Annotated in this window: 16 protein-coding genes and 1 pseudogene; 7 read left to right on the top strand and 10 right to left on the bottom strand. The window is 40.0% G+C overall.

The window, feature by feature from the left end:
• Positions 1 to 181: 181 nt before the first annotated feature.
• The 7 genes from V7L20_RS32355 to V7L20_RS32325 form a co-directional block, all read right to left on the bottom strand.
• Positions 182 to 1,450, bottom strand: a complete 1,269-nt coding sequence (locus tag V7L20_RS32355) for a class I SAM-dependent methyltransferase (protein WP_334748006.1) — start codon at positions 1,448 to 1,450, stop codon at positions 182 to 184.
• Between the two features lie 110 nt (positions 1,451 to 1,560).
• Positions 1,561 to 2,589, bottom strand: a complete 1,029-nt coding sequence (locus tag V7L20_RS32350; protein ID WP_334748005.1) for an NAD-dependent epimerase/dehydratase family protein — start codon at positions 2,587 to 2,589, stop codon at positions 1,561 to 1,563.
• Between the two features lie 549 nt (positions 2,590 to 3,138).
• Complete coding sequence (gene lhgO, locus V7L20_RS32345) at positions 3,139 to 4,353, bottom strand: L-2-hydroxyglutarate oxidase (protein WP_334748026.1); 1,215 nt, start codon at positions 4,351 to 4,353, stop codon at positions 3,139 to 3,141.
• Positions 4,354 to 4,524: 171 nt separating this feature from the next.
• Positions 4,525 to 5,298, bottom strand: a complete 774-nt coding sequence (rfbF, locus tag V7L20_RS32340) for a glucose-1-phosphate cytidylyltransferase (protein WP_229555979.1) — start codon at positions 5,296 to 5,298, stop codon at positions 4,525 to 4,527.
• Positions 5,299 to 5,783: 485 nt separating this feature from the next.
• A complete protein-coding gene (locus tag V7L20_RS32335) occupies positions 5,784 to 7,952 on the bottom strand; it encodes a tetratricopeptide repeat protein (protein WP_334748004.1) in 2,169 nt (722 codons plus the stop codon).
• A gap of 55 nt (positions 7,953 to 8,007) precedes the next feature.
• Complete coding sequence (locus V7L20_RS32330; RefSeq protein WP_334748003.1) at positions 8,008 to 8,790, bottom strand: PP2C family serine/threonine-protein phosphatase; 783 nt, start codon at positions 8,788 to 8,790, stop codon at positions 8,008 to 8,010.
• 51 nt (positions 8,791 to 8,841) lie between these two features.
• Complete coding sequence (locus tag V7L20_RS32325; RefSeq protein ID WP_334748002.1) at positions 8,842 to 9,516, bottom strand: vWA domain-containing protein; 675 nt, start codon at positions 9,514 to 9,516, stop codon at positions 8,842 to 8,844.
• 754 nt (positions 9,517 to 10,270) lie between these two features.
• Between V7L20_RS32325 and V7L20_RS32320 the strand changes: the two genes are divergently transcribed.
• Positions 10,271 to 11,701 carry a response regulator gene (locus V7L20_RS32320; RefSeq protein WP_334748001.1) on the top strand — a complete coding sequence of 477 codons (1,431 nt, stop codon included), beginning with the start codon at positions 10,271 to 10,273 and terminating at the stop codon, positions 11,699 to 11,701.
• A gap of 341 nt (positions 11,702 to 12,042) precedes the next feature.
• On the opposite strand, the gene V7L20_RS32315 is transcribed toward V7L20_RS32320, so the two are convergent.
• Positions 12,043 to 13,227 (bottom strand): hypothetical protein, encoded by a 1,185-nt coding sequence (locus tag V7L20_RS32315; protein WP_334748000.1) that lies wholly within the window; start codon positions 13,225 to 13,227, stop codon positions 12,043 to 12,045.
• 1,135 nt (positions 13,228 to 14,362) lie between these two features.
• On the opposite strand from V7L20_RS32315, the gene V7L20_RS32310 reads away from it, so the two are divergent.
• From V7L20_RS32310 to V7L20_RS32300, 3 genes are all read left to right on the top strand, one after another.
• On the top strand, positions 14,363 to 14,857 hold the full coding sequence (locus V7L20_RS32310) for a hypothetical protein (protein ID WP_334747999.1): 495 nt from the start codon (positions 14,363 to 14,365) through the stop codon (positions 14,855 to 14,857).
• A gap of 284 nt (positions 14,858 to 15,141) precedes the next feature.
• Positions 15,142 to 17,592, top strand: coding sequence for a phenylalanine--tRNA ligase subunit beta (gene pheT, locus V7L20_RS32305; protein WP_334747998.1), 2,451 nt, complete (start codon positions 15,142 to 15,144; stop codon positions 17,590 to 17,592).
• A gap of 107 nt (positions 17,593 to 17,699) precedes the next feature.
• Positions 17,700 to 17,969, top strand: coding sequence for a YciI family protein (locus V7L20_RS32300; RefSeq protein WP_334747997.1), 270 nt, complete (start codon positions 17,700 to 17,702; stop codon positions 17,967 to 17,969).
• A gap of 23 nt (positions 17,970 to 17,992) precedes the next feature.
• Here the strand turns inward: V7L20_RS32300 and V7L20_RS32295 are convergent, their stop codons facing one another.
• A complete protein-coding gene (locus V7L20_RS32295) occupies positions 17,993 to 18,415 on the bottom strand; it encodes a hypothetical protein (protein ID WP_334747996.1) in 423 nt (140 codons plus the stop codon).
• A 107-nt stretch (positions 18,416 to 18,522) separates the two neighbouring features.
• Here V7L20_RS32295 and V7L20_RS32290 point away from each other — a divergent pair, with 107 nt between their 5' ends.
• The 3 genes from V7L20_RS32290 (at position 18,523) to V7L20_RS32280 (ending at position 19,859) form a co-directional block, all read left to right on the top strand.
• Entirely contained in the window at positions 18,523 to 19,317 is a 795-nt protein-coding gene (locus tag V7L20_RS32290; RefSeq protein WP_334748025.1) for a Tab2/Atab2 family RNA-binding protein, read from the top strand.
• 193 nt (positions 19,318 to 19,510) lie between these two features.
• Complete coding sequence (gene mazE / locus V7L20_RS32285) at positions 19,511 to 19,741, top strand: type II toxin-antitoxin system MazE family antitoxin (RefSeq protein WP_334747995.1); 231 nt, start codon at positions 19,511 to 19,513, stop codon at positions 19,739 to 19,741.
• Positions 19,728 to 19,859, top strand: coding sequence for a hypothetical protein (locus tag V7L20_RS32280; protein WP_334747994.1), 132 nt, complete (start codon positions 19,728 to 19,730; stop codon positions 19,857 to 19,859). The genes mazE and V7L20_RS32280 overlap by 14 nt, the downstream gene beginning before the upstream one ends.
• Before the next feature lie 70 nt (positions 19,860 to 19,929).
• Here V7L20_RS32280 and V7L20_RS32275 read toward each other — a convergent pair.
• Positions 19,930 to 20,040 (bottom strand): annotated as a pseudogene (locus V7L20_RS32275) (photosystem II q(b) protein); the annotation flags it as partial.

The raw sequence follows: 20,040 nt of genomic DNA, 5'->3' as shown, positions 1-20,040 counted from the left end.
AGTTATGTAGTTAATAATTGACGATAAGATTATTTTATCAATTATTAAGTTGCTCTATAGTCTAATTGTGCTTGATAACAATGTTTCCAAAAGATACGCTTTTTAATTACTTTTTTCTAACCATTGATTATTCAATCAATTAAATGATTAGTAATAAAAAACGTATTCTCGAATACATTAATCACAAGACTATTAAAAGGTGATCGTTAACAGGACTTGGATAAATTTTTACTTCAGGAATTGGCACTACAAACTGTCCACCCCACTCGCCAATAAATGCCATTTGTTCCATAATTTCTTCTTTGAGATTCCAAGGCAATATTAGAAGGTAATCTGGTTTTGTTTCGCGGATTTTTTCTGGTTCAAAGATGGCAATATGAGTTCCAGGTAGAAATAATCCCTGCTTGTAGGGATTGCAATCTACAGTGTAATCGAGAAAATCTTTACCAATTCCACAGTAATTGAGCAATGTATTGCCTTTAGCAGGTGCGCCATAACCAGCGATTGATTTACCTTCTGCTTTAGCCGTCATAAGAAAATTTAATAGCTTACGCTTTGTTTCTTTGACTTTTTCTCCAAATGTAATGTAAGTCTCTATTTGATCCAGCCTAGCGGCGATTTCTTTTACTTTCAGATGGTTAACTCGGTCGCTAATACTGTGATTATCAGCGTAGTCATGTTTAGCATAAATTCTTAAAGAACCGCCGTGAGTTGGTAATTCCTCTACGTCAAACAGTTGCAAGTTGTGTGCTGCAAAGATTTTTTCAATAGTCAGAAATGAAAAATAAGAAAAATGCTCGTGATAAATAGTATCAAACTGATTTTGTTGAATAAGTTGCAAAATGTGAGGAAATTCCATCGTCAAAATACCATTAGGTTTGAGGATGAGTTTCATTCCAGCTATAAAATCATTTAAATCTGGTACATGAGCTAAAACATTATTACCTATCAAAAGGTCAGCTAGTTTTCCTTTTATCACAAGTTCTTTGGCGGTTTCAACTCCAAAAAACTTGTTAATACTAGGAATGCCTCTATCTTCAGCAACTTTAGCTATATTTGCGGCTGGTTCTATTCCTAAAACAGGAATTCCCTTTTCTAAAAAATATTGCAGAAGATAGCCATCGTTACTGGCAATTTCAATAACTTGAGTATTACAATTAAAGCCAAAGTTTTCTATCATCATCTCGGTGTAAGCCTTGGCGTGTTTTAGCCAACTTACCGAATAAGAAGAAAAATAAGCATAATCGCTGAAAATGTGATCTGGTGTTTCAAATTGTTCTAATTGAACTAAAAGAGTGTCTTCTGAAACATAAGCATGGAGAGGATAAAATTTCTCTGCATTCTTTAGCTGTTCTGCTGTTAAATACGCATTGGCTAAAGGTGACATTCCTAGATCAATAAAGGTTTGGTGCAGGGGTTGACCACTGAAACGACATTTTGCGATCGCCATAAACTTTAACTCACTAATTGCAAATAATTTGATAGGTAGGATAACTCCGAATCAAATAGTATTGATTCGGAATATTAGATTATTTGTTCACTACTGCTAGGCTACTCTAACTACTTTTTAGTCCAGAAAAAATCTTTGTCAATTTGCTCGGTACGAATCAGATACTCTAGTTGCTTTAAGCGTGTAAATCCTCTAAACAAGAAAGTATCTTCAGCCATATCTATTTGACTGAATAAATCAAATAACTGCTGCGCACCAAGTCGGGCATTCCAATCACACTTAAATCCAGGTAGGATTTTATTGATTTTCTCGAAGGATACCCGGTAGCTGCGGTTATCTGAACCGTTGTTACCAAAGGACAATTTACAATCTGGGAAAATATCGGCAATAATTTCTGCAATTTCTTTGACGCGATAGTTATTTGCTGTATCTCCCACGTTGAAAATTTGGTTATGTACAATGTCGCGTGGTGCTTCCAAAGTGCAGACTATTGCTTTGCAAATATCCAGTGCGTGGACTAATGGCCGCCAGGGTGTGCCATCACTGGTCATTTTGATTTGTTTGCTAGTCCATGCCAACCCTGCTAAGTTGTTTAAAACAATATCAAAGCGCATTCTGGGAGAAGCACCAAAGGCAGTTGCATTCCGCATAAAAGTGGGAGAGAAGTCATCATCAGCCAGTGGTGTGACATCTCTTTCTACAAGAGTTTTGCATTCTGCGTAGGCTGTTTGAGGATTAACTGGGGATTCTTCTGTGACATCACCGGCGGTAGCAACACCGTAGACGCTACACGAAGACATATATACGAAGCGGCGCACACCCATAGCCTTAGCTAGGCTAGCTAGACGAACTGAACCTATATGATTAATTTCGTAGGTAATGTTAGGCGCTAATTGTCCAGCTGGGTCGTTGGAGAGTTCCGCCATATGAACTATGGCTTCAACACCTTCTAAATCATCAGGGGTGATGTTGCGAATATCTTTGTTGAGGGTTTTGGGTGTCACCCCATTAGCGTTGTATAGCCAACCAACTTTATAAAAACCGGTATCTAGACCGATAACTTCATGTCCTCGTTCAATTAACAGAGAGGGTAATAACGAACCAAGATAGCCTTCTGTTCCAGTTACTAATATTTTCATTGTGGTTAATGCCTTTGTATTGATGAGTTAAATTAGAGGCGCACAAATATTCGCCCTACTACGTGTTACATCCAAAAGGGAATCGCTATATTTTTCGTTTGTATGCAATAACTCGACCTTTCTTCTAAGAGGAGAGAGGCTTTGAATTTTACTCTCATTACCTTGTAGGGAAGGGGTTAGGGGTTAGGTTATTGGACTCAACCCAAAAGCGCTATATATAACTCGGCTAAAAGTCATTACATAGTTTGCCAACGCCGACTTATATTATGTCCGCTTGATTAGTTGTTAAACCCGGATAACCCCGCCAAAGCTGTGCTTTGTCTCCCTTCCCAAAGAACGGGGTGGAGTTCTTTTATTATGGGTAATTTGGCGGACATGATATTACCCATTGGGTAGCAGCACTCTATAATGGGTCTTAATTGATGCACTACACTTTTTCTTGTGGGATAGGTTAAGATAGCCATCCCTTGTATTTCCAGGCTGGAAAAGATGCCCACTATACAAGATTCATCCTTTTATTCAGCAGCCCGGAAGTAATAACTATGTTATCTATGCAGTTACTGCAATATCTAGATGCGAAAGTTGCGGAATTTCTGCCACAAGCGCTTTACCGATTTCTAGAGAAGATGTGGCCGCAGGAGAAGGAGCATTGCAAACATGAATAGAGTTTTGACCGGAAACAATCAAAAAGTCGTCTACAAGCTTGCCATTGTTCATTAAGGCTTGAGCGCGGACTCCTGCATGGGTGGGAACTAAATCTTCTGCTTGAACTTCGGGAATTAATTTTTGCAAACTTCTGGTGAAGGCTGCTTTACTAAAAGAACGAATGATTTCTTGGATACCTTCATCAGCATGTGTTGCTGCCAACTTCCAAAAACCAGGATAGGTGATGACTTCAAGAAAATCTTGTAAGTCAAAGTCAGTTTTTTTGTAACCTTCCCGTTTGAGTGACAGCACCGCGTTTGGCCCTGCATGGACGCTACCATCAATCATCCGGGTAAAGTGAACACCCAGAAAGGGAAAATCTGGATTGGGAACTGGGTAAATTAGTGTCTTGACCAGGTAACGTTTTTCTGGGGTGAGTTCGTAATATTCTCCCCGGAATGGAACGATTTTTGCTTGGGGTTCAACTTGACCTAATTTAGCCGTGCGATCGCTATGCAATCCAGTACAATTAATTACAAACCGGGTTTCAAAGTTACCGTTGTTTGTTTCCAGTACCTGATTTTTACCACTTGGGAAGATTTTCAAAACTTTTGTATTGAGGTGTAAATCCCCGCCCTGCTGTTGAATTAGTTGGGCATATTTCAAACAAACTTGCTTGTAATTAACAATACCAGTTGAGAATACCCGAATTCCACCTACACATTTTACATGAGGTTCGATTTCCCTGACTTCTTCGGGGCTAATTCTCTTAACTTCTATGCCATTGTCTAAGCCGCGTTTGTAGAGATTTTCTAAACGTGGTAGTTCTTGTTCTTCAGTTGCAACAATTACCTTACCACAAACTTCATGCTCAATTCCATGCTCTTGACAAAACTCTACCATAGAGCGAGAACCGTCACGACAAAATTTAGCTTTAAAACTTCCTGGCTTGTAGTAAATACCAGAATGAATTACCCCACTATTATTGCCAGTTTGGTGAAATGCCCATTGACTCTCTTTTTCTACTATTAAAATACGTGCATTAGAATAGCGTTTTCCTAAAGCTAGCGCTGTAGAGAGTCCAACTATTCCCCCACCTATAATCGCAAAATCATACATTAGGATTATTGTACTTGAAATTACACTAAATTTATAAAGTCGTTGGGCATTGACATGGGGCACTTGCCCTGAGCGGCGCCGAAGGGAGTCGAAGGGAGTCGAAGTATTGGGCATTGGTTATTTTTTCCCCCTGCTCCCTCATCTCCCTCATCTCCCTTATCCCAACTCTTTCTACCATACCTTCCAAGGGGCTTGAGTGCTTTTCCATAGCCCTTCTAGGTAGTTTTTATCACGTAAAGTATCCATCGGTTGCCAAAAACCATCATGTTTGAAAGCTGATAGTTGTTCCATATCAGCTAGTTTTTCTAATGGCTCTTGCTCCCATACGGTAGAGTCATCAGCAATCAAATTGATTACTTCTGGTTCTAACACAAAATAACCGCCATTAATCCAAGCTCCATCACCTTCAGGTTTCTCCCGAAAGCTGGTAATTTTAGTTTGCTCATATCCTAAGGAAATAGCACCAAAACGTCCGGCTGGTTGAACGGCTGTCAAGGTTCCTAATGTCTTTTGTTCTTTATGAAATTTAACTAGCTCGGTGATATTAATATTACTTACACCATCACCATAAGTAAAGCAAAAAGTTTCATTACCAAGATGTTCGCTGATTCGCTTTAAGCGTCCGCCTGTCATTGTATTATCACCCGTATTTACTAAGGTGACACGCCAAGGTTCAGCATAGCCAGAATGCACGTTCATCTGGTTAAATCGCATATCAAAGGTTACATCTGACATGTGTAAGAAGTAGTTAGCAAAATACTCTTTAATTATGTAACCTTTATAACCGCAACAAATAATAAAGTCATTAATGCCGTGAGCAGAGTAAGTTTTCATTATGTGCCAGAGAATTGGCTTACCACCAATTTCAACCATCGGCTTAGGTCTGATACTAGTTTCTTCACTGAGGCGTGTACCAAGTCCTCCAGCCAAAATCACCGCTTTCATGCAATTACCTCGGAGATTTGTAGGGATATAATTATTTGACCATGCCAATTTTAGATTCTGAATTTACAATTTAGGATTAGTCATCGAAGTCACGAGCTTATGAGTAGATTTGTTCTGCCCATTTTGATAGCGGGGCATGTACTAAAAAACTCTTTTAATCAAAAATCCAATATCCAAAATCTAAAATCCAAAGTTGTTTAACTTTATCGATATGAAGAGGATGCACTTAGATAGAGAAAATTGATTTCTTTTTCTTCTCCGTCAATAATCTAACTATTATTTTTGAAAAAATTATGAAGCAAATATAAATTAAAATCTTTTCTATATAAAAGCTCTATGAATATCTAAAAATAGCAAAACAAATTACTCAATATAAAGATGATTTTTACTCAATAAATAACTAGGGTTAGCTGACGCTAACCCTAATCAGGCTTGATTTTTGAAATCTAAACCAATAATATGCAAGTGATAAAACTTACCTATTTTTAGTTAGTTTTTTCTACATTACTTGAGCTTTGGAATAAAGGGTCACATTTGTTTTCTACAACTACACACATGTTACTGAGTGCTTGCTGATAATTATCCATATCATCTTGCTCAAGAAAGATTTTGGCAGATGCCTGTATATCTTCGATAGCTTTTGCCTGATTTTTGTTAGATTCACTACCGCCATATTGTGCTAGTTCATAGCGAACCATACCTCGTTTGAGATATACTTTTGCTAGTTTGGGGCTGATAGCTAATGCTTGGTTAAAGTCAGCGATCGCTTGATGATATTCTTGCTCATAATTGCTGCTATATTGAGCAATTTGATAATAGACAACACCGCGTTGAAAGTAAGCTTCTGCTTTGAATACATTAAGTTTTATGGCGTGAGTAAAATCTGCGATCGCTCTTTTGTAAGCTTGTTGAGATTCACCGCTATATTTAGCCATTTGGCTGCGGACAATGCCGCGTCTGATATAAGCTTCAATTTCATTATTATTCAGACCAATAGCGCGATTATAGTCTGCGACCGCTAGGTTATACTCTAGATCGGGATCGTTGCTATATTCGGCGAGCATATAGCGGGCATTACCCCGATTTACAAGAGCTTTGCTTTGATTGGGATTGATTTTGAGAGCTTGGGTATAATCTACAACTGCTCCTTCGTAGTCTTTCATGTTATAGCGAGCATTGCCACGATTTACAATCGCTCTAGCATGTGTCGGTTCTTGTTCAATTGCTCCGGTAAAGCTGGCAATTGCTTTTTCATAATCTCGGTCTTTGTAAGCAGTATAACCTTGCTGATAGTAATCAGCGAAGCTGAGTTTGTTGTCTGTCTGGCGAGACTTCAGTGTTTGTTGAGTGTAAGCATTTTGGTAAACCAACGGCTGAGTAAATTTGATCATTACGTCCGCATATCCCAGTAAACCAAAACCCAGCAAGCAACAAATAATCGGGTACAACTTTGACTTCTTAGAAGGTTTATAAGATCTACCGCTTGGGGTAATTACTGGCTGCCAATAATTAGCTGAGTGCGGTGACATGGTTCGCTGTGGAAAATGCGGTGTCTGGGTGTAGTGCTTTTTCCGTTTGATTCGCGGTTGGAGATGTTCTCTAGCTTCTATAGCCCGATGTGATGGGAAGGGGTCGCGTCCGCCTAATCGCACGGTACGTTCACACCAGGGACAACTACGCATATGGTTGTTGTGGCGATGCTGAGGATTTGTCGTGCAGGTAATTAAGGAATCTTCGGCTTCTGCAATTGCTGATAGCCAAGCCTGGGCACTGGGGCGCAGCTGTGGGTTGTTGTGACCGTCTTCAAAACAACGGACAAATAGTTCTTGTAAACTGGGATGAAGAATTTCCCAAGGGGGTGCAATGGGTGTAGGAAGATAGGGCACATAGCGCTTTTGGCTGTAAGTGAAATGACCCGATGCAATCCGAGCTTCGTAGGGGGGTGGCTCAATAGAGCCTTGAAAAATCCCCGAAAATGGGTGTGTGCCTTCCATTAAGAGTTGAAATACCAGCACCGCTAACCCAAATAAATCATGAGAAATTTCGCGATCGTGCTGGGCAAAAGTTTTATTTTGTAGTTCTGGTGGGGTAAACTCTGGTTTACCTACAGGGCAGCGATAAATAACATTGCTGTTTGGTTCGAGTACTTGGAAGGAGTCTGTGTCTATCAAAGTCACCAGTGCTGTGTCACTAACGAGGATATTTGACTCGTTTACATCACCAATGCAATATCCACTAGCGTGCAAAGCTGCAAAAGCTGCCGCCAAGTTACGAGCCGTGCGGAGCAGGTACTGATAGTTGAATAGGGGACAGTGTTGGCGACGGGTTCTGGGGTTGTAAAAGTCGATGATTGGACGCATCCCTTGAATGCGTGGCATCAAAAAGCCCAGGATGATATTTTTGCCATCTGCCGCCCGTAATAAATCCTCTGGCCAAGCGATAGAGATATGCCCTAAACTCGCCGTAGGGTTTTCTGGCGGGTTTGCAAGCATCGCTTGGAGTTTATCAGCATGGGCAGTCGTTGGCTTATGGTAAATCTTTGCCACCAAGTTGTTATCGGATGGCACTGCATAAACACAAGCCTCACCGCCACGTCCCAAACTGACATTGAGACTGAGGATTTCTTTTCTAGGGGAACAACGTAGTACCTGCATAATGAAATTACCGCTAACGGAGTTATTTAAGATGTGAAACCTGTAAATTTTTTGCTTATGAGTTGTTGAATGCAGCTATAATCAGTGTTAAATCATCATCAGTGCGTTGTGTAATCCGCTCTGAGCGTAAAAACTTTACCAACTGCTCCTTCGCTTGTGTCTTATCCTCGGCATTAGCTACAAATTCAAATAGGGGGAAAAAGAAGGGTTTGTGAGGTTCGCCAACAACCATATTCAAAGCCAGCATTTGTAGTCCGTCGGTGATGATACCAACATTTACTATGTCCGTGCGCCAGACTCTCATCTGCGCTGTATCTAAAGCAGTAGGTGAAGTTAAAAAAGTCGTTTCGTTGATGTATTCGCCACTGTCAGGTATAGTAAGTGCCAAGAGGTTGCCCATGCTATCTTTTGCCACTGCCAAACCATCACCTATTTGCATTACAGCCACAACTTCTGGTGTGGCGAGCATCACAATTAAGGTAGTTGCTAAATCTTGAGGCTGTTTGTCACAGGTAGCCGCCTCATCATCCACAGCTTTTTTGGCGGCTAGTATGGCATCATTTAAGAGCGATCGCACATCACCATCATCATTCAAACTTTTGCGGGTGAGTCCAATGCTTGAAATGTTTTCTATTGCTGTCTCCACAGCAATCATCGCTCCCACTTTCCCAAGACTAGCAGAACCCGCACCATCTGCTGCGGCTGCCACTAAAACGTTATCTGATAATACCTGCCAGTGATGAGCATCCTGACATAACTGATTGTTTTTTAAGTGACTTGTACCACATACAGACGCAGCCACAATCTGCCATTGAGCAATCTGTTTTGATATGTTCATAGATTTTTTTTCTAGCAGCTACCTGTATCAACATCAAGCTGCAATTTTGAATTAAACAGTCCCCCAACCAATCGGCGGTAGTGCTACCTGTTCGTCTACCTGTGAATGAGAAACAGCTGACATACTAGTTGACAGCCAAACAAACATCTCGATAAAATTTAATCCTTTCAGCTTTAACGGGGTACGTACAGTTATTTGATTTAAACGCGTCATATTCGCATTTTCTACTCCAACTGTAAAGAATGCTACCCGCTTGTTTGCCTCGTCTCCCTGTAAGCGATGGGATGCTTGCTCTACCACTTGCTCTAACTCACCTTGTGGTTCTCCATCGGTAATCATGAATACCCAAGGACGATAGTAAGCAATCCCATTGGCACGATACTGAGATTTCCGCTCTTGAATTATGTCTAAAGCTTTATGAATTCCTGCACCCATTGTAGTCAATCCTTGGGCTGTCAAAATCGGCGGATTGAATTGATCGGCTGTGACAAAGTCTTGTACTACATTGATATTACTATCAAATGTTACGATCGCCACTTCCACCCGTCTTGCGGCTAAGGAGTTTTTAACTAATTCATCCTTTAAACTTAGTAAACCCTGATTTAAAGCCTCAATCGGGTCTCCTTGCATCGAGCCAGATGTGTCTAGCAAAAGTACACAAGGACAACGTGGTTCTGGGTTCTCAGCAAATTCTACTACTTCATCAAGTCTTAATGTATCATCCATAACTTTTTGTGTTATGTTAAAGTTCAAAGCCTTATTTCCCTTTTCTCAGAGTATATAATTACAGTCGCCGAGGCGACTTACAGAATATAGTATCTAGTGGTAGATGCTCTAATTTTTATTAAACAAATTTTTTTCATGAAGTTCTCTACATATTTACGAAGAACTTGAGAACAGCTTAGTTTAGCAAAAAAGAGTTTATCAAAACGCAGCATTCCCTGTTGTAATGTATCTACCCAAAAATTATATCCATTAACCCTACAGTACAATAAATACGTAAACTTTCCTATATAAATTTTTAAAGATTTTATGTAGAAAAATCGTTCTTTTACATAAAAATAATTAACCATAATTAAGTTTATTAGCTTTAGAAGTATGGCAGTGTAGCTGCGGAAACTTGAAATCAAATTTACCTCTTTCAGTGAGTGGGCAGAAATAAACATCATTATTAAGGTCTTCAGTCAAAAGTTGTCGGTAGTAAGTAAAATCGAGAAGTAACTAACATCTACTGATAGTTTAGCTATGATAGATATTTACGTTTATTCATACCCACCTAATTTTTTTGAAATAGCTAGAGTAAGTATAATGTGCTAAATTTAACAAATAATACTTATAATTTACTAGTTTTAACATATATACATATTTTAAAAATAATATTTTGTACGGAGAGAAATATTACAAAGAAGAAAATATTTCATAGCTAATATTTTCAATTTACAAATGTTCGGTTGTTGATTCCGCAAAAAACTTGATAAATATGAATAATTCTGGTGCGTTCGTCAAACTACGTCCTCTAAGTTTGTTAAGACAGTTATCCAATTGCTCCGACAGTACTTGTTTACAAGCATTAAGTAACTCAGTTTCTTGGTCGATTTACCTAGAACAGGGAAGAATAACCTACGCTACCCATTCAGTGGAACCCTTTGATCGGCTAGAGCGTCATTTGCGTCGCCTTAGTCATCAAATTCCACAGCTTACCAGTGAGGTTCGGGTTAAATTACGTCTAATGTTTGAACCTGATTTACACACTCAGTTAATTGAAGATGACAGCAATTCAACCAGCCACCCTCCCGAGTATCAGGCTATATCCTGGCTTGTGAGTCAACAACATTTACATTCTACACAAGCAGCAGTGCTAATTAAAGAATTAGTACAAGAGGTGATTGAATCATTTTTGCTAATCAAAAAAGGTACATATGAATTAACAGAACCACTTGATAGAATGCCAAGAATTTGCAGGTTAGATGTAGAAAAAATTCTAGAACATTGCCAAGTAAGATTAAAAAAATGGCAAGATTTTGTTCCTCAAATCTCTTCTCCATATCAACGTCCATATCTATTGATTAATAGCAAAATTGAGCAAAAAGATTTACCAAAACTCCAGCCAGATTTAACTAATTGGATGAAAGGTTTCAGCCTGTGTCATCTAGCCGTAATTTTGAATCAAGATGAAATCCAACTGGCTCACACTTTATACCCTTATATACTTAAGGGTGCGATTATCTTGCATGAAGCCGATCCACCTTATGATAAATTATCAAATATATTTCAAGAGCAATGTCTACGACGGTCACTGAGCGTAGTCGAAGTGCGGGCTACGCCTACGCTTTTGCCAAAATTAATAAAAGAGTTAGTTAATACCAAAAAAGAACTAAGTACTACTCTCAATTCTTACCTGGATATTTCTGAAGAGAATATAATTACTGTCCAACGATTACCTCAGATTTCTCCTTCTCCAAAAGAGAACTTTCAAGAACCAACAATATCAAATAACATAAATCCTCCTTCCCAAATAGTAACGGCTGCTACTGTAACGGTACAAAAAACTCACAAAATCGTTTCTGTAGATGATAGCCCTACAATTCTTAAAGAAATTAGCCGTTTCTTAGAAGATGAAAATTTTTCTGTAGTGACTATTAACGATCCAGTCAAAGCCGTTTTGTCAATTATAAGGCATAAACCGGATTTAATTCTGTTGGATTTAAACATGCTAGGAATAGACGGATATGAGTTGTGTCGGATTATACGAAATAATTCTATATTTCAAAAGACTCCTATCATCTTTATTACTGGGAATAAAGGGGTTTTAGACAAAGTGAAAGCCAAATTAGTTGGGGCATCTGGATATCTGACTAAACCGTTTACTCGCGCCGAATTACTAAAAATAATCTTTATGCATTTGACTTAAATTAAACACTCCAATGAGCTTTTTTTGCACATTGCTTTGTGGGATAATCTACACATGACTACTAATCTAGAAGTATCTGTGTTCATCTGCGGTTAATTATTTTTTCTATACCTCACCCACCAGATTTCAAAGAGTAATACTTCTGGGTTAATTACAGATTGAAATTTTTGAAGTGCTAGAAGGTTGATTCTTGCACCGCTCAATAAGAGCAATATCATCTGCAAAGCTTAACCCAGAAGTATTCTATTCAAAATGTAATCAACTTAAGTTGGCAAAAAGGGCCATTGCCACAATAGACAGACTTACCGATGCAAAAACTGGCTCCTGTCTGCTATAAACTTTTAAGCTATGGTAGAGAAATCATAATTTGGGTTGTTGTAGCCAGGATTTGACATGGCGGATGTTACAAGGTCAGAACTGCCGAGTAAACTGTTGACATCAGCTCCTATATTTTGGCTAGGCTTAGTACTACCTAGCGATATCAGTTCGCCACTAACAGAGAAATTCCAGCCTTCATTACCAACGAGTGTTTTGTCATCACCACTGGCTTCAATCCGGTTTCCAAGGAAATTGCTGTTAGTTACATTGGCAGTGTTGCCACTACCAAGGATATCGTTTTTACTACCAGGTAGTGTATTGGCATTACCAAAGATGTCGTTGTTATTGCCTAAGTTCCAGTTACCGTTACCGTTGGTTGTGTTATTCTTACCAAAGCCCCAGTTGCCATTACCTTCGATTTTGTCGCCATCACCGTAGTTCCAATTACCGTTACCGTTGGTTGTGTTACCGCCACCAAAATTCCAGTTACCGTTACCGTCGGTTGTGTTGTTACTACCATATAGCCAGTTACCGTTACCTTGGCCACTGTTATTGATAGCATTTGCACCATCTAGTTTTTGAATATCAGATATCCAATTGTCGCTCTTATAAGGTACAGGTTGACCATTGCCAGTTTCAGGTAGGTTGCTACTACTTTCCTTGGAGGGCGGAGTGCTGTCAAATGGTAAGTTACCAGGGAGGTCGCTACCACCACTAGATGCGCTACCACCAGCAAAGGGGTTGCTACTACCACTAGATGCGCCACCACCAGCAACCCCTTTGCTACCGCCACCAGATGCGTTACTACCAGCAACCCCTTTGCTACCGCCACCAGATGCGTTACTACCAGATGCGCCAGCAAACGGGTTGCTACCACCACCTAAGGCACTAATATCACCGCCAAGGACTCCGATTAGTTGATTGAACGGATTATTGGTATCAGTTAAAGCCCGTTCGTCAAGTGGTCGCTCATAATTATATTTGTACTTTCCATCTTCACTGGTTGTGGATGAGTTGCCACCACCAATGAAGGAAGCGAAAATATTACTACCACTAGCAGCGCCACCAAAGCCACTGCTACTATCTAAACTGCTGCCATCGGTAGACTGCCATTTGCCTTCACTGAAAGAAAAATTGCCATTACCAGTTAAATTGTTGCTAGTACTTTGTGAACCAACAGTTTGATTGCTATTGTCAGAAGTTGCCATTAGAATTAAACTCCTATTACTTAAACTTAAATTCCTCTATCAAGAGAAACATCAACGACATAAATGAAAGCATTTTTTTACTTTCATTTTCAATCAAAAATACTAATAACAACAGCAAGCACCACACTTAGTAAAAGTATAGAAAATAAAATTTACATTTAAAATGAACAAAATTTCGATTGGATTGCTGATTCTTTAGATTGGATTGTCTATTCTTTCGATATTGTTAAGGTATATTTCAGAAAATTGTCGGATAATCCTGATTTTGAAAGCTTTTGAGGCAGCTTTTACAGGAATTTTTCAGATCAAACAAGGCAAATTTATTTCTTTGGAGTTCTACAATACAATGCAATATAATTACACTTCAAAAAAGAGTAAAGTCTTATTTTTGTAGTTTATTGAATGAAAAAGTATTACTTGTGAGTTTTTATTAAGTTTTAAAGATTTAAGTTCTGCGATCGCCAGAGCAAACGCATCTAAATTACTCTTGAGCGCAACTAATGTTAATAACCAACGAAAAAATCAGCATTTATCATTTGATTATTTTCCATCAAAACCATGTCTACGATGGTCACTGAGCACAGTCAAAGTGCGGACTACGCCTTGTAAAATCGTGGTCATTGCTCATCGCAAAAAGCTGGGTTTGTTGAAAACAGAGAAAAAATAATGTCCCTTTTACATAATGTAATAATTGCTCAACTATGGAGTAATAATGCTAGAAAGTAAAACTAGAGTGAATCTTCAAAATAAATTAAGCAATGAATTCTTTGAAAAGCGTTGTTGAAGTTCTTGAAATCAGAGAGAAAACCTAGTGTCTTTAGATTGCTGGTTTTATGGGATTCTAGCTCAAGCAGCGTGAGAAACTAAACGGCTCTCAATCGTAATGGTTATGTCAGAAGCGATGTCTACGATAGTCACTGACTTGTACTGAGCGCAGTCGAAGTAGCTTGCCGTACCACTTCGTGGAAGCAAGCTAGCAAGAGCGTCTCGTAGAGAAGTGCAGGCTGCACCTACGCACAAAATTTACCTAATTAGATTTTGTGTTTTGAAGCTTCACTATAGGAGAAAACAGAACAATTTATAAGCCTACTTTCTGGCTCAACTAATAAAAATTCCTGACTATGGAGTATAAAAAATGAAAAGTGTAGTAAGTGCAGCAGTTATCTTAACATTTATTGGTGGAGTAAATTGTCTTCCTAGCTATGGACTATTATCAAATATTAAACCTTCAAGAATAGAAGTTCAATCAATTGCTCAAGGTAATCATCAACAATTGATCGCTAGAGTTGGAACTATTTTAAATAGTCCATTTTATCTTAAATATGGAAAGACAGCTTACCTACCCACTGAAAATATTGAAATCAAATTCTCAAAAGTTATCGAAGATTCTCGGTGTCCTTCTAATGTAACTTGTATTTGGCAAGGGCAAGTTATTATTGAATTAGACATCAGAAAAAATGGTAAGCAACTTTCAACATTAATGCTAACCCTTATACCAGGTCGTGATGCTTTACCAATTCAATTTTCAAATAAATATTCGGTGACATTGATAGGGGTTTCCCCGTACCCAAGCGGACAAACGATCGCGCTCCAAGATTACATTGTTCAACTTGTTGTTAATAAAAACTAAATAACAAACCTTTGACACGCTTTTTTTCGGAAACAAAACACCCAGATTTTTCACAAGTGAGAAATTGAGGTGTATGTAGTTTAACGTCAAAATCAACCAAATAAAAAGAATGTATTACTTCTGTGCGTAGATACATTCTCAGTATTTACTTATTTTTACATTGCCAGTCTAACGTAGTAGGATTGTTCAAGTGAAAGGGTAAGCCTTGCGGGGCGAGTAGCCATTGATCGCTTCTTGCACCCTAAAATAAGAGCAAAAGACGATTCCTAAAACAAGCACATTCCATGCGTATTTCTCTAAATTGGCTGCGCGAACTAGTAGAGATAAAACTTAGTCCAGAAGAATTAGCCGAAATCCTGACAATGGCGGGGTTTGAGGTTGAAGAGATTGAAGATCGCCGCACTTGGGCAAATGGCGTGGTTATCGGCAAAGTGCTTGAGCGTCAACCCCATCCCAACGCCGATAAATTAAGTGTTTGCCAAGTGGATATCGGTACAGGTGAAACTTTAAACATTGTCTGTGGTGCTGCTAATGTAAAGGCAGATATCTATGTGCCAGTGGCAACTACAGGTACTTACTTACCTAAGATTGATTTAAAAATTAAACCTGCAAAACTGCGTGGCGTCCCATCTCAGGGCATGATTTGTTCTTTAAAGGAACTCGGTTTGCCCACCGATGTAGACGGAATTCATATTTTTACCCAGGAAAATCTACCATTGGGTAGTGATGTGCGTCCGTTGCTAGGTTTAAATGATGTAATTTTAGACCTCACCGCAACTGCAAATCGCGCTGATGCTCTAAGTATGGTAGGTGTAGCACGGGAAGTAGCAGCTTTAACTGGTGAAAAGTTGAGCATTCCTGAACCTGGTGAAGTATCTATTACCAAAAGTGCCGGAAATTTAGCTTTAAAAATTGCCGATACCCAAGCTTGTCCTGCATACATTGGTACGGTAATTGAACAGGTAAAAATTGCCCCATCTCCGGAATGGTTGCAACAGCGTTTGCGGGCTGCTGGGGTACGTCCCATCAGTAATGTTGTAGACATTACTAATTACGTTTTGTTGGAATGGGGACAACCACTGCACGCCTTTGATGGCGATCGCCTACAATCTCTTGCAGGTGGCGAAAATTTAACCATCGGTGTTCGCTTCGCCAATGCTGGAGAATCCCTCAAAACCCTGGATGGACAAACTCGCACCCTATCAACCCAAAATTTATTAATCACCGCGAACGACAAACCCGTTGCCCTGGCGGGAGTCATGGGTGGAGAAGAAACAGAAGTTCATCAAGGGACTCAAAGCCTAGTTTTAGAAGCAGCCTTATTTGATTCCGTAGCAATTCGCCGTTCTTCCCGGAGTGTCGGGTTAAGAAGTGAGGCTTCTGGCAGATACGAACGGGGAGTTAACCGCGCTGAGTTGGAAATAGCTAATCGCCGCGCCCTATCCTTAATTAGCGAATTAGCTAGTGGAATTCTTGTTCACCAAGAAATTGCCGACACCCGCCCCGAACCGTCTACCTGGAGTCGTTCTATCGCCTTGCGTTTAGACCGCGTTAATCAAATATTGGGGCCAATAGATTTAGGAGAAAATACAGCTGAACTGCAAGAACAAGACGTTGAGCGCATCTTGACTGCATTGGGATGTCAATTAACTCCTTCAAGAGAAGATACTAACCATCAACCTACATGGTCAGTTTCTGTTCCACCCTATCGTTACCGCGACTTAGAGCGGGAAATTGATTTAATTGAAGAAATCGCCCGTCTCTATGGTTACAACAAATTCTGTGATACCTTGCCAGAAAAAGCGGAAGCTGGCTATCTACCTTTAGATGAGGAATTGATTCGCAAGTTACGAGCTTTCCTGCGGGCTGAAGGGTTGACAGAATTAATTCACTATTCTTTAGTCAAACCAGGGGAAGACAGAAATATAGTACTGTCAAACCCTTTATTTGTCGAATATTCAGCGCTGCGAACCGATTTGATATCTGGATTAATTGATGCCTTTCAATACAATTTAGAGCAGGGTAATGGTGCTCTTAACGGTTTTGAAATCGGGCAAATTTTCTGGCAAGAAGAAGACGGTTTGCAAGAAACAGAAGCCCTGGCTGGGATTGTGGGAGGGGATATTTCTATTGGTAAATGGTCAAAAAGTGGACGCGAAGAACCCATCACCTGGTTTGAAGCCAAAGGCATTTTAGAAAGTGTATTTCGGCAACTTGCCTTACAGGTAGAATTCCAACCCGATCGCCGCGATGATCGCTTACATCCAGGACGCACGGCTTCTCTGTGGATTCGGGGTAACAGCCTGGGTATTTTTGGACAACTCCATCCCCAATTGCGACGAGAAAAAGGTTTACCAGATTCCGTTTATGTTTTCCAGTTGGATCTAAATGTACTTTTAGATTCTCTGGGAGAAGATGAAGTTCTGGTTCCAACATTCCAGCCATATTCTACTTATCCAGCAAGCGATCGCGACATCGCCTTTTTCGCACCCGTGAAAATCTCAGTTGCGGAAATTGAAAAAGTAATTACCAAAGCTGGTAAAGATTTGCTCGAATCTGTGGAATTATTTGATGAATATCGGGGCAAAAATGTCGCCGAAGGACAGCGAAGTTTAGCATTCCGCTTAGTTTATCGGGCTAGCGATCGCACTCTTACTGAAGCTGAAGTCGAACCAGTACACAATAAAGTCCGCGAAGCCTTGGTGGAAAAATTTGGTGTAAACCTGAGAAGTTAGGAGTAAAGAAGGGAAAAGGTTACAGGTGACAGGGCACAGCAAAGAAAAACTATCCCCTGTACCCTGTTCCCTGTAAACTAAGAATTTAAATTTTTAATTGATTAACCATGCCTAAATATGTAGTCTGGGGAAGTTACTGCGAAGACGTTCTCGAAAAACGCGCCCCACACCGTGAAGCTCATTTAGACGGATTAGCAAAACAGAAAGAGTCAGGTGTGCTGATTACTATTGGTCCCACCAAGGATGTCACAAAAGTTTTTGGGATCTACGAAGCCGAAGACGAAGCCACTGTACGCCAGTTAATCGAAAATGACCCTTACTGGAAAAATGGCATCTGGACTGAGTATTCTGTTAAGGAATGGATTCAGGCTTTTTGAATTGAGCATGGGGTATAGGCAGATCAGCTTAAATGTTGAGCCTTTTTACTCGAACGTTGAACCTTTTTACTCGAACGTTGAGCCTTTTTACCCGAACGTTGAACCTTTTTACCCGAACGTTGAACCTTTTTACTCGAACGTTGAACCTTTTTACTCGAACGTTGAGCCTTTTTACTCGAACGTTGAACCTTTTTACTCGAACGTTGAGCCTTTTTACTCGAACGTTGAGCCTTTTTACTCGAACGTTGAGCCTTTTTACTCAAACGTTGAGCCTTTTTACTCAAACGTTGAGCCTTTTTACTCAAACGTTGAGCCTCTGAGCTTGAAACATTCAGTTTTAACTCTTCCTCAGATCCCTCATCCCTCTCATCTCCCAATGCCCAATGCTCAATACTTCGGCTTACCTCGACTTCGCTACTTCGACGCCGCTCAGTACAAGTCGGCACAAGTCGCGGTTCCTGAGCGTAGTCGTAAAGCCTGCGGCATAGCTACGCTTAGGGCGCAGCCTAAGAAGAGAAGGGCAGTACAAGTGCCCAATACCCCATCCCCATATATGAAAATTTGGCAGGTTGATTTTTATCGTCGTCCCTCACAAGATGCATCTGGACAAGTTTTATGGGAGTTGTTGATTTGTGACGCAACTCGCAGCTTTGAGTATGAAGCCACCTGTCTCCAGTCAGCAGCAAATTCTAATTGGGTAGCTGCTCAACTTGAGCTAGCCGCAGGTGAAAAATTGCCAGATGTGATTCAGGTATTTCGTCCTCAGTCACTAAGTTTAATTGAGGCGGCGGGACGCAATTTAAGTATAAATGTCGAACCTACCCGTCACACTTTGGCGTTAAAGCAGTGGTTACAAGAAAAGCAGTATCCCTCAACGCTGGATAAACCACCCCCAGCACCATTACCAGAAAACCTCTGGGGAGAACAATGGCGTTTTGCGAGTCTAGCTGCTAGTGATGTGGAAACGAGTTTTAGCGATCGCCCTATTCCCATTTTGCACATTCCAGAACATCGTAAACCCATCAATTTGGGTTTAGCTTCAACAGTGCCCGTCCCTGGTGTAGTAATTTATGGTGGACGGCAATCAATGCGCCTAGCCAGATGGTTACAGCAAGCCCGTCCCGTAAGCTTGAATTATATATCTGGCGCACCAGACGGCTTAATATTAGAAGCTGGCTTAGTGGATAGGTGGATTGTCGCCACTTTTGAAGATCCAGAAGTTACAACAGCAGCTCAAGCATTTGAACAACGAAAAAAGCATTGCCGAGGATTGCATTTTTTGTTAGTTCAACCTGATGATTCCGGGATGACTTATAGCGGCTTTTGGTTGTTGCGGGTAGAAGATTGATATTAATTACCAAAAATATTTATCCGCTTAATTTCTATAGCTAAAAAAATAGACTAAAGCTATGTCTGACTGCAAGGCACTACATGTCTACGCTTTACTGTAATTTGCCTATATAGGTCAGGTGTATAAGTTTAGCAAATTTTCGTATGATGATAAAGTCATACTAAATAGTAATACTAAAAATTAATTATAAATGCTCAAAGTCACAATTACCTTAGAAGAAGACATTCTGCGATTTGTAGATCAGTATGCACAGGAAAATAGTAGTGCATACATTAATACACTGCTAGCAGAACACCGCCGCAAAATTTTTGGAACAGAAATGATTGTAGCCCTCAAACAGGATGCTGAAGATCCAGAATATCAAGTTGAAATTGCTTCCTGGGATAGCATTGCTGGAGACGGCATAAATGCCAGGGAGTAATTTAACTTATCGGCGAGGAGAAATACGTCGGGTGAATCTTGAGCCAACAGTGGGGACTGAAGCAAAAAAAATCCGCATGTGCGATCGCAAAATAAATATAATATTATCTCTTTGTTGATATTGTTGTTAAAAGTAAAAAACGCCCTCCCTTGTGGGAGAGCGCTTTATTATTTAGTTAGAGCTTAGAATTAACCGTTGATGGAAGGAGCAGTTAGAGCCACAGGAGCAACATCACCAGCAGCCAAATCTAAGGGGAAGTTGTGAGCATTACGCTCGTGCATTACTTCCATACCCAGGTT

Origin of the sequence: Nostoc sp., assembly GCF_036916735.1 — a bacterium.
Taxonomy (GTDB): Bacteria; Cyanobacteriota; Cyanobacteriia; order Cyanobacteriales; family Nostocaceae; genus Nostoc.
This window is presented reverse-complemented; position numbering and strand designations above follow the sequence as displayed.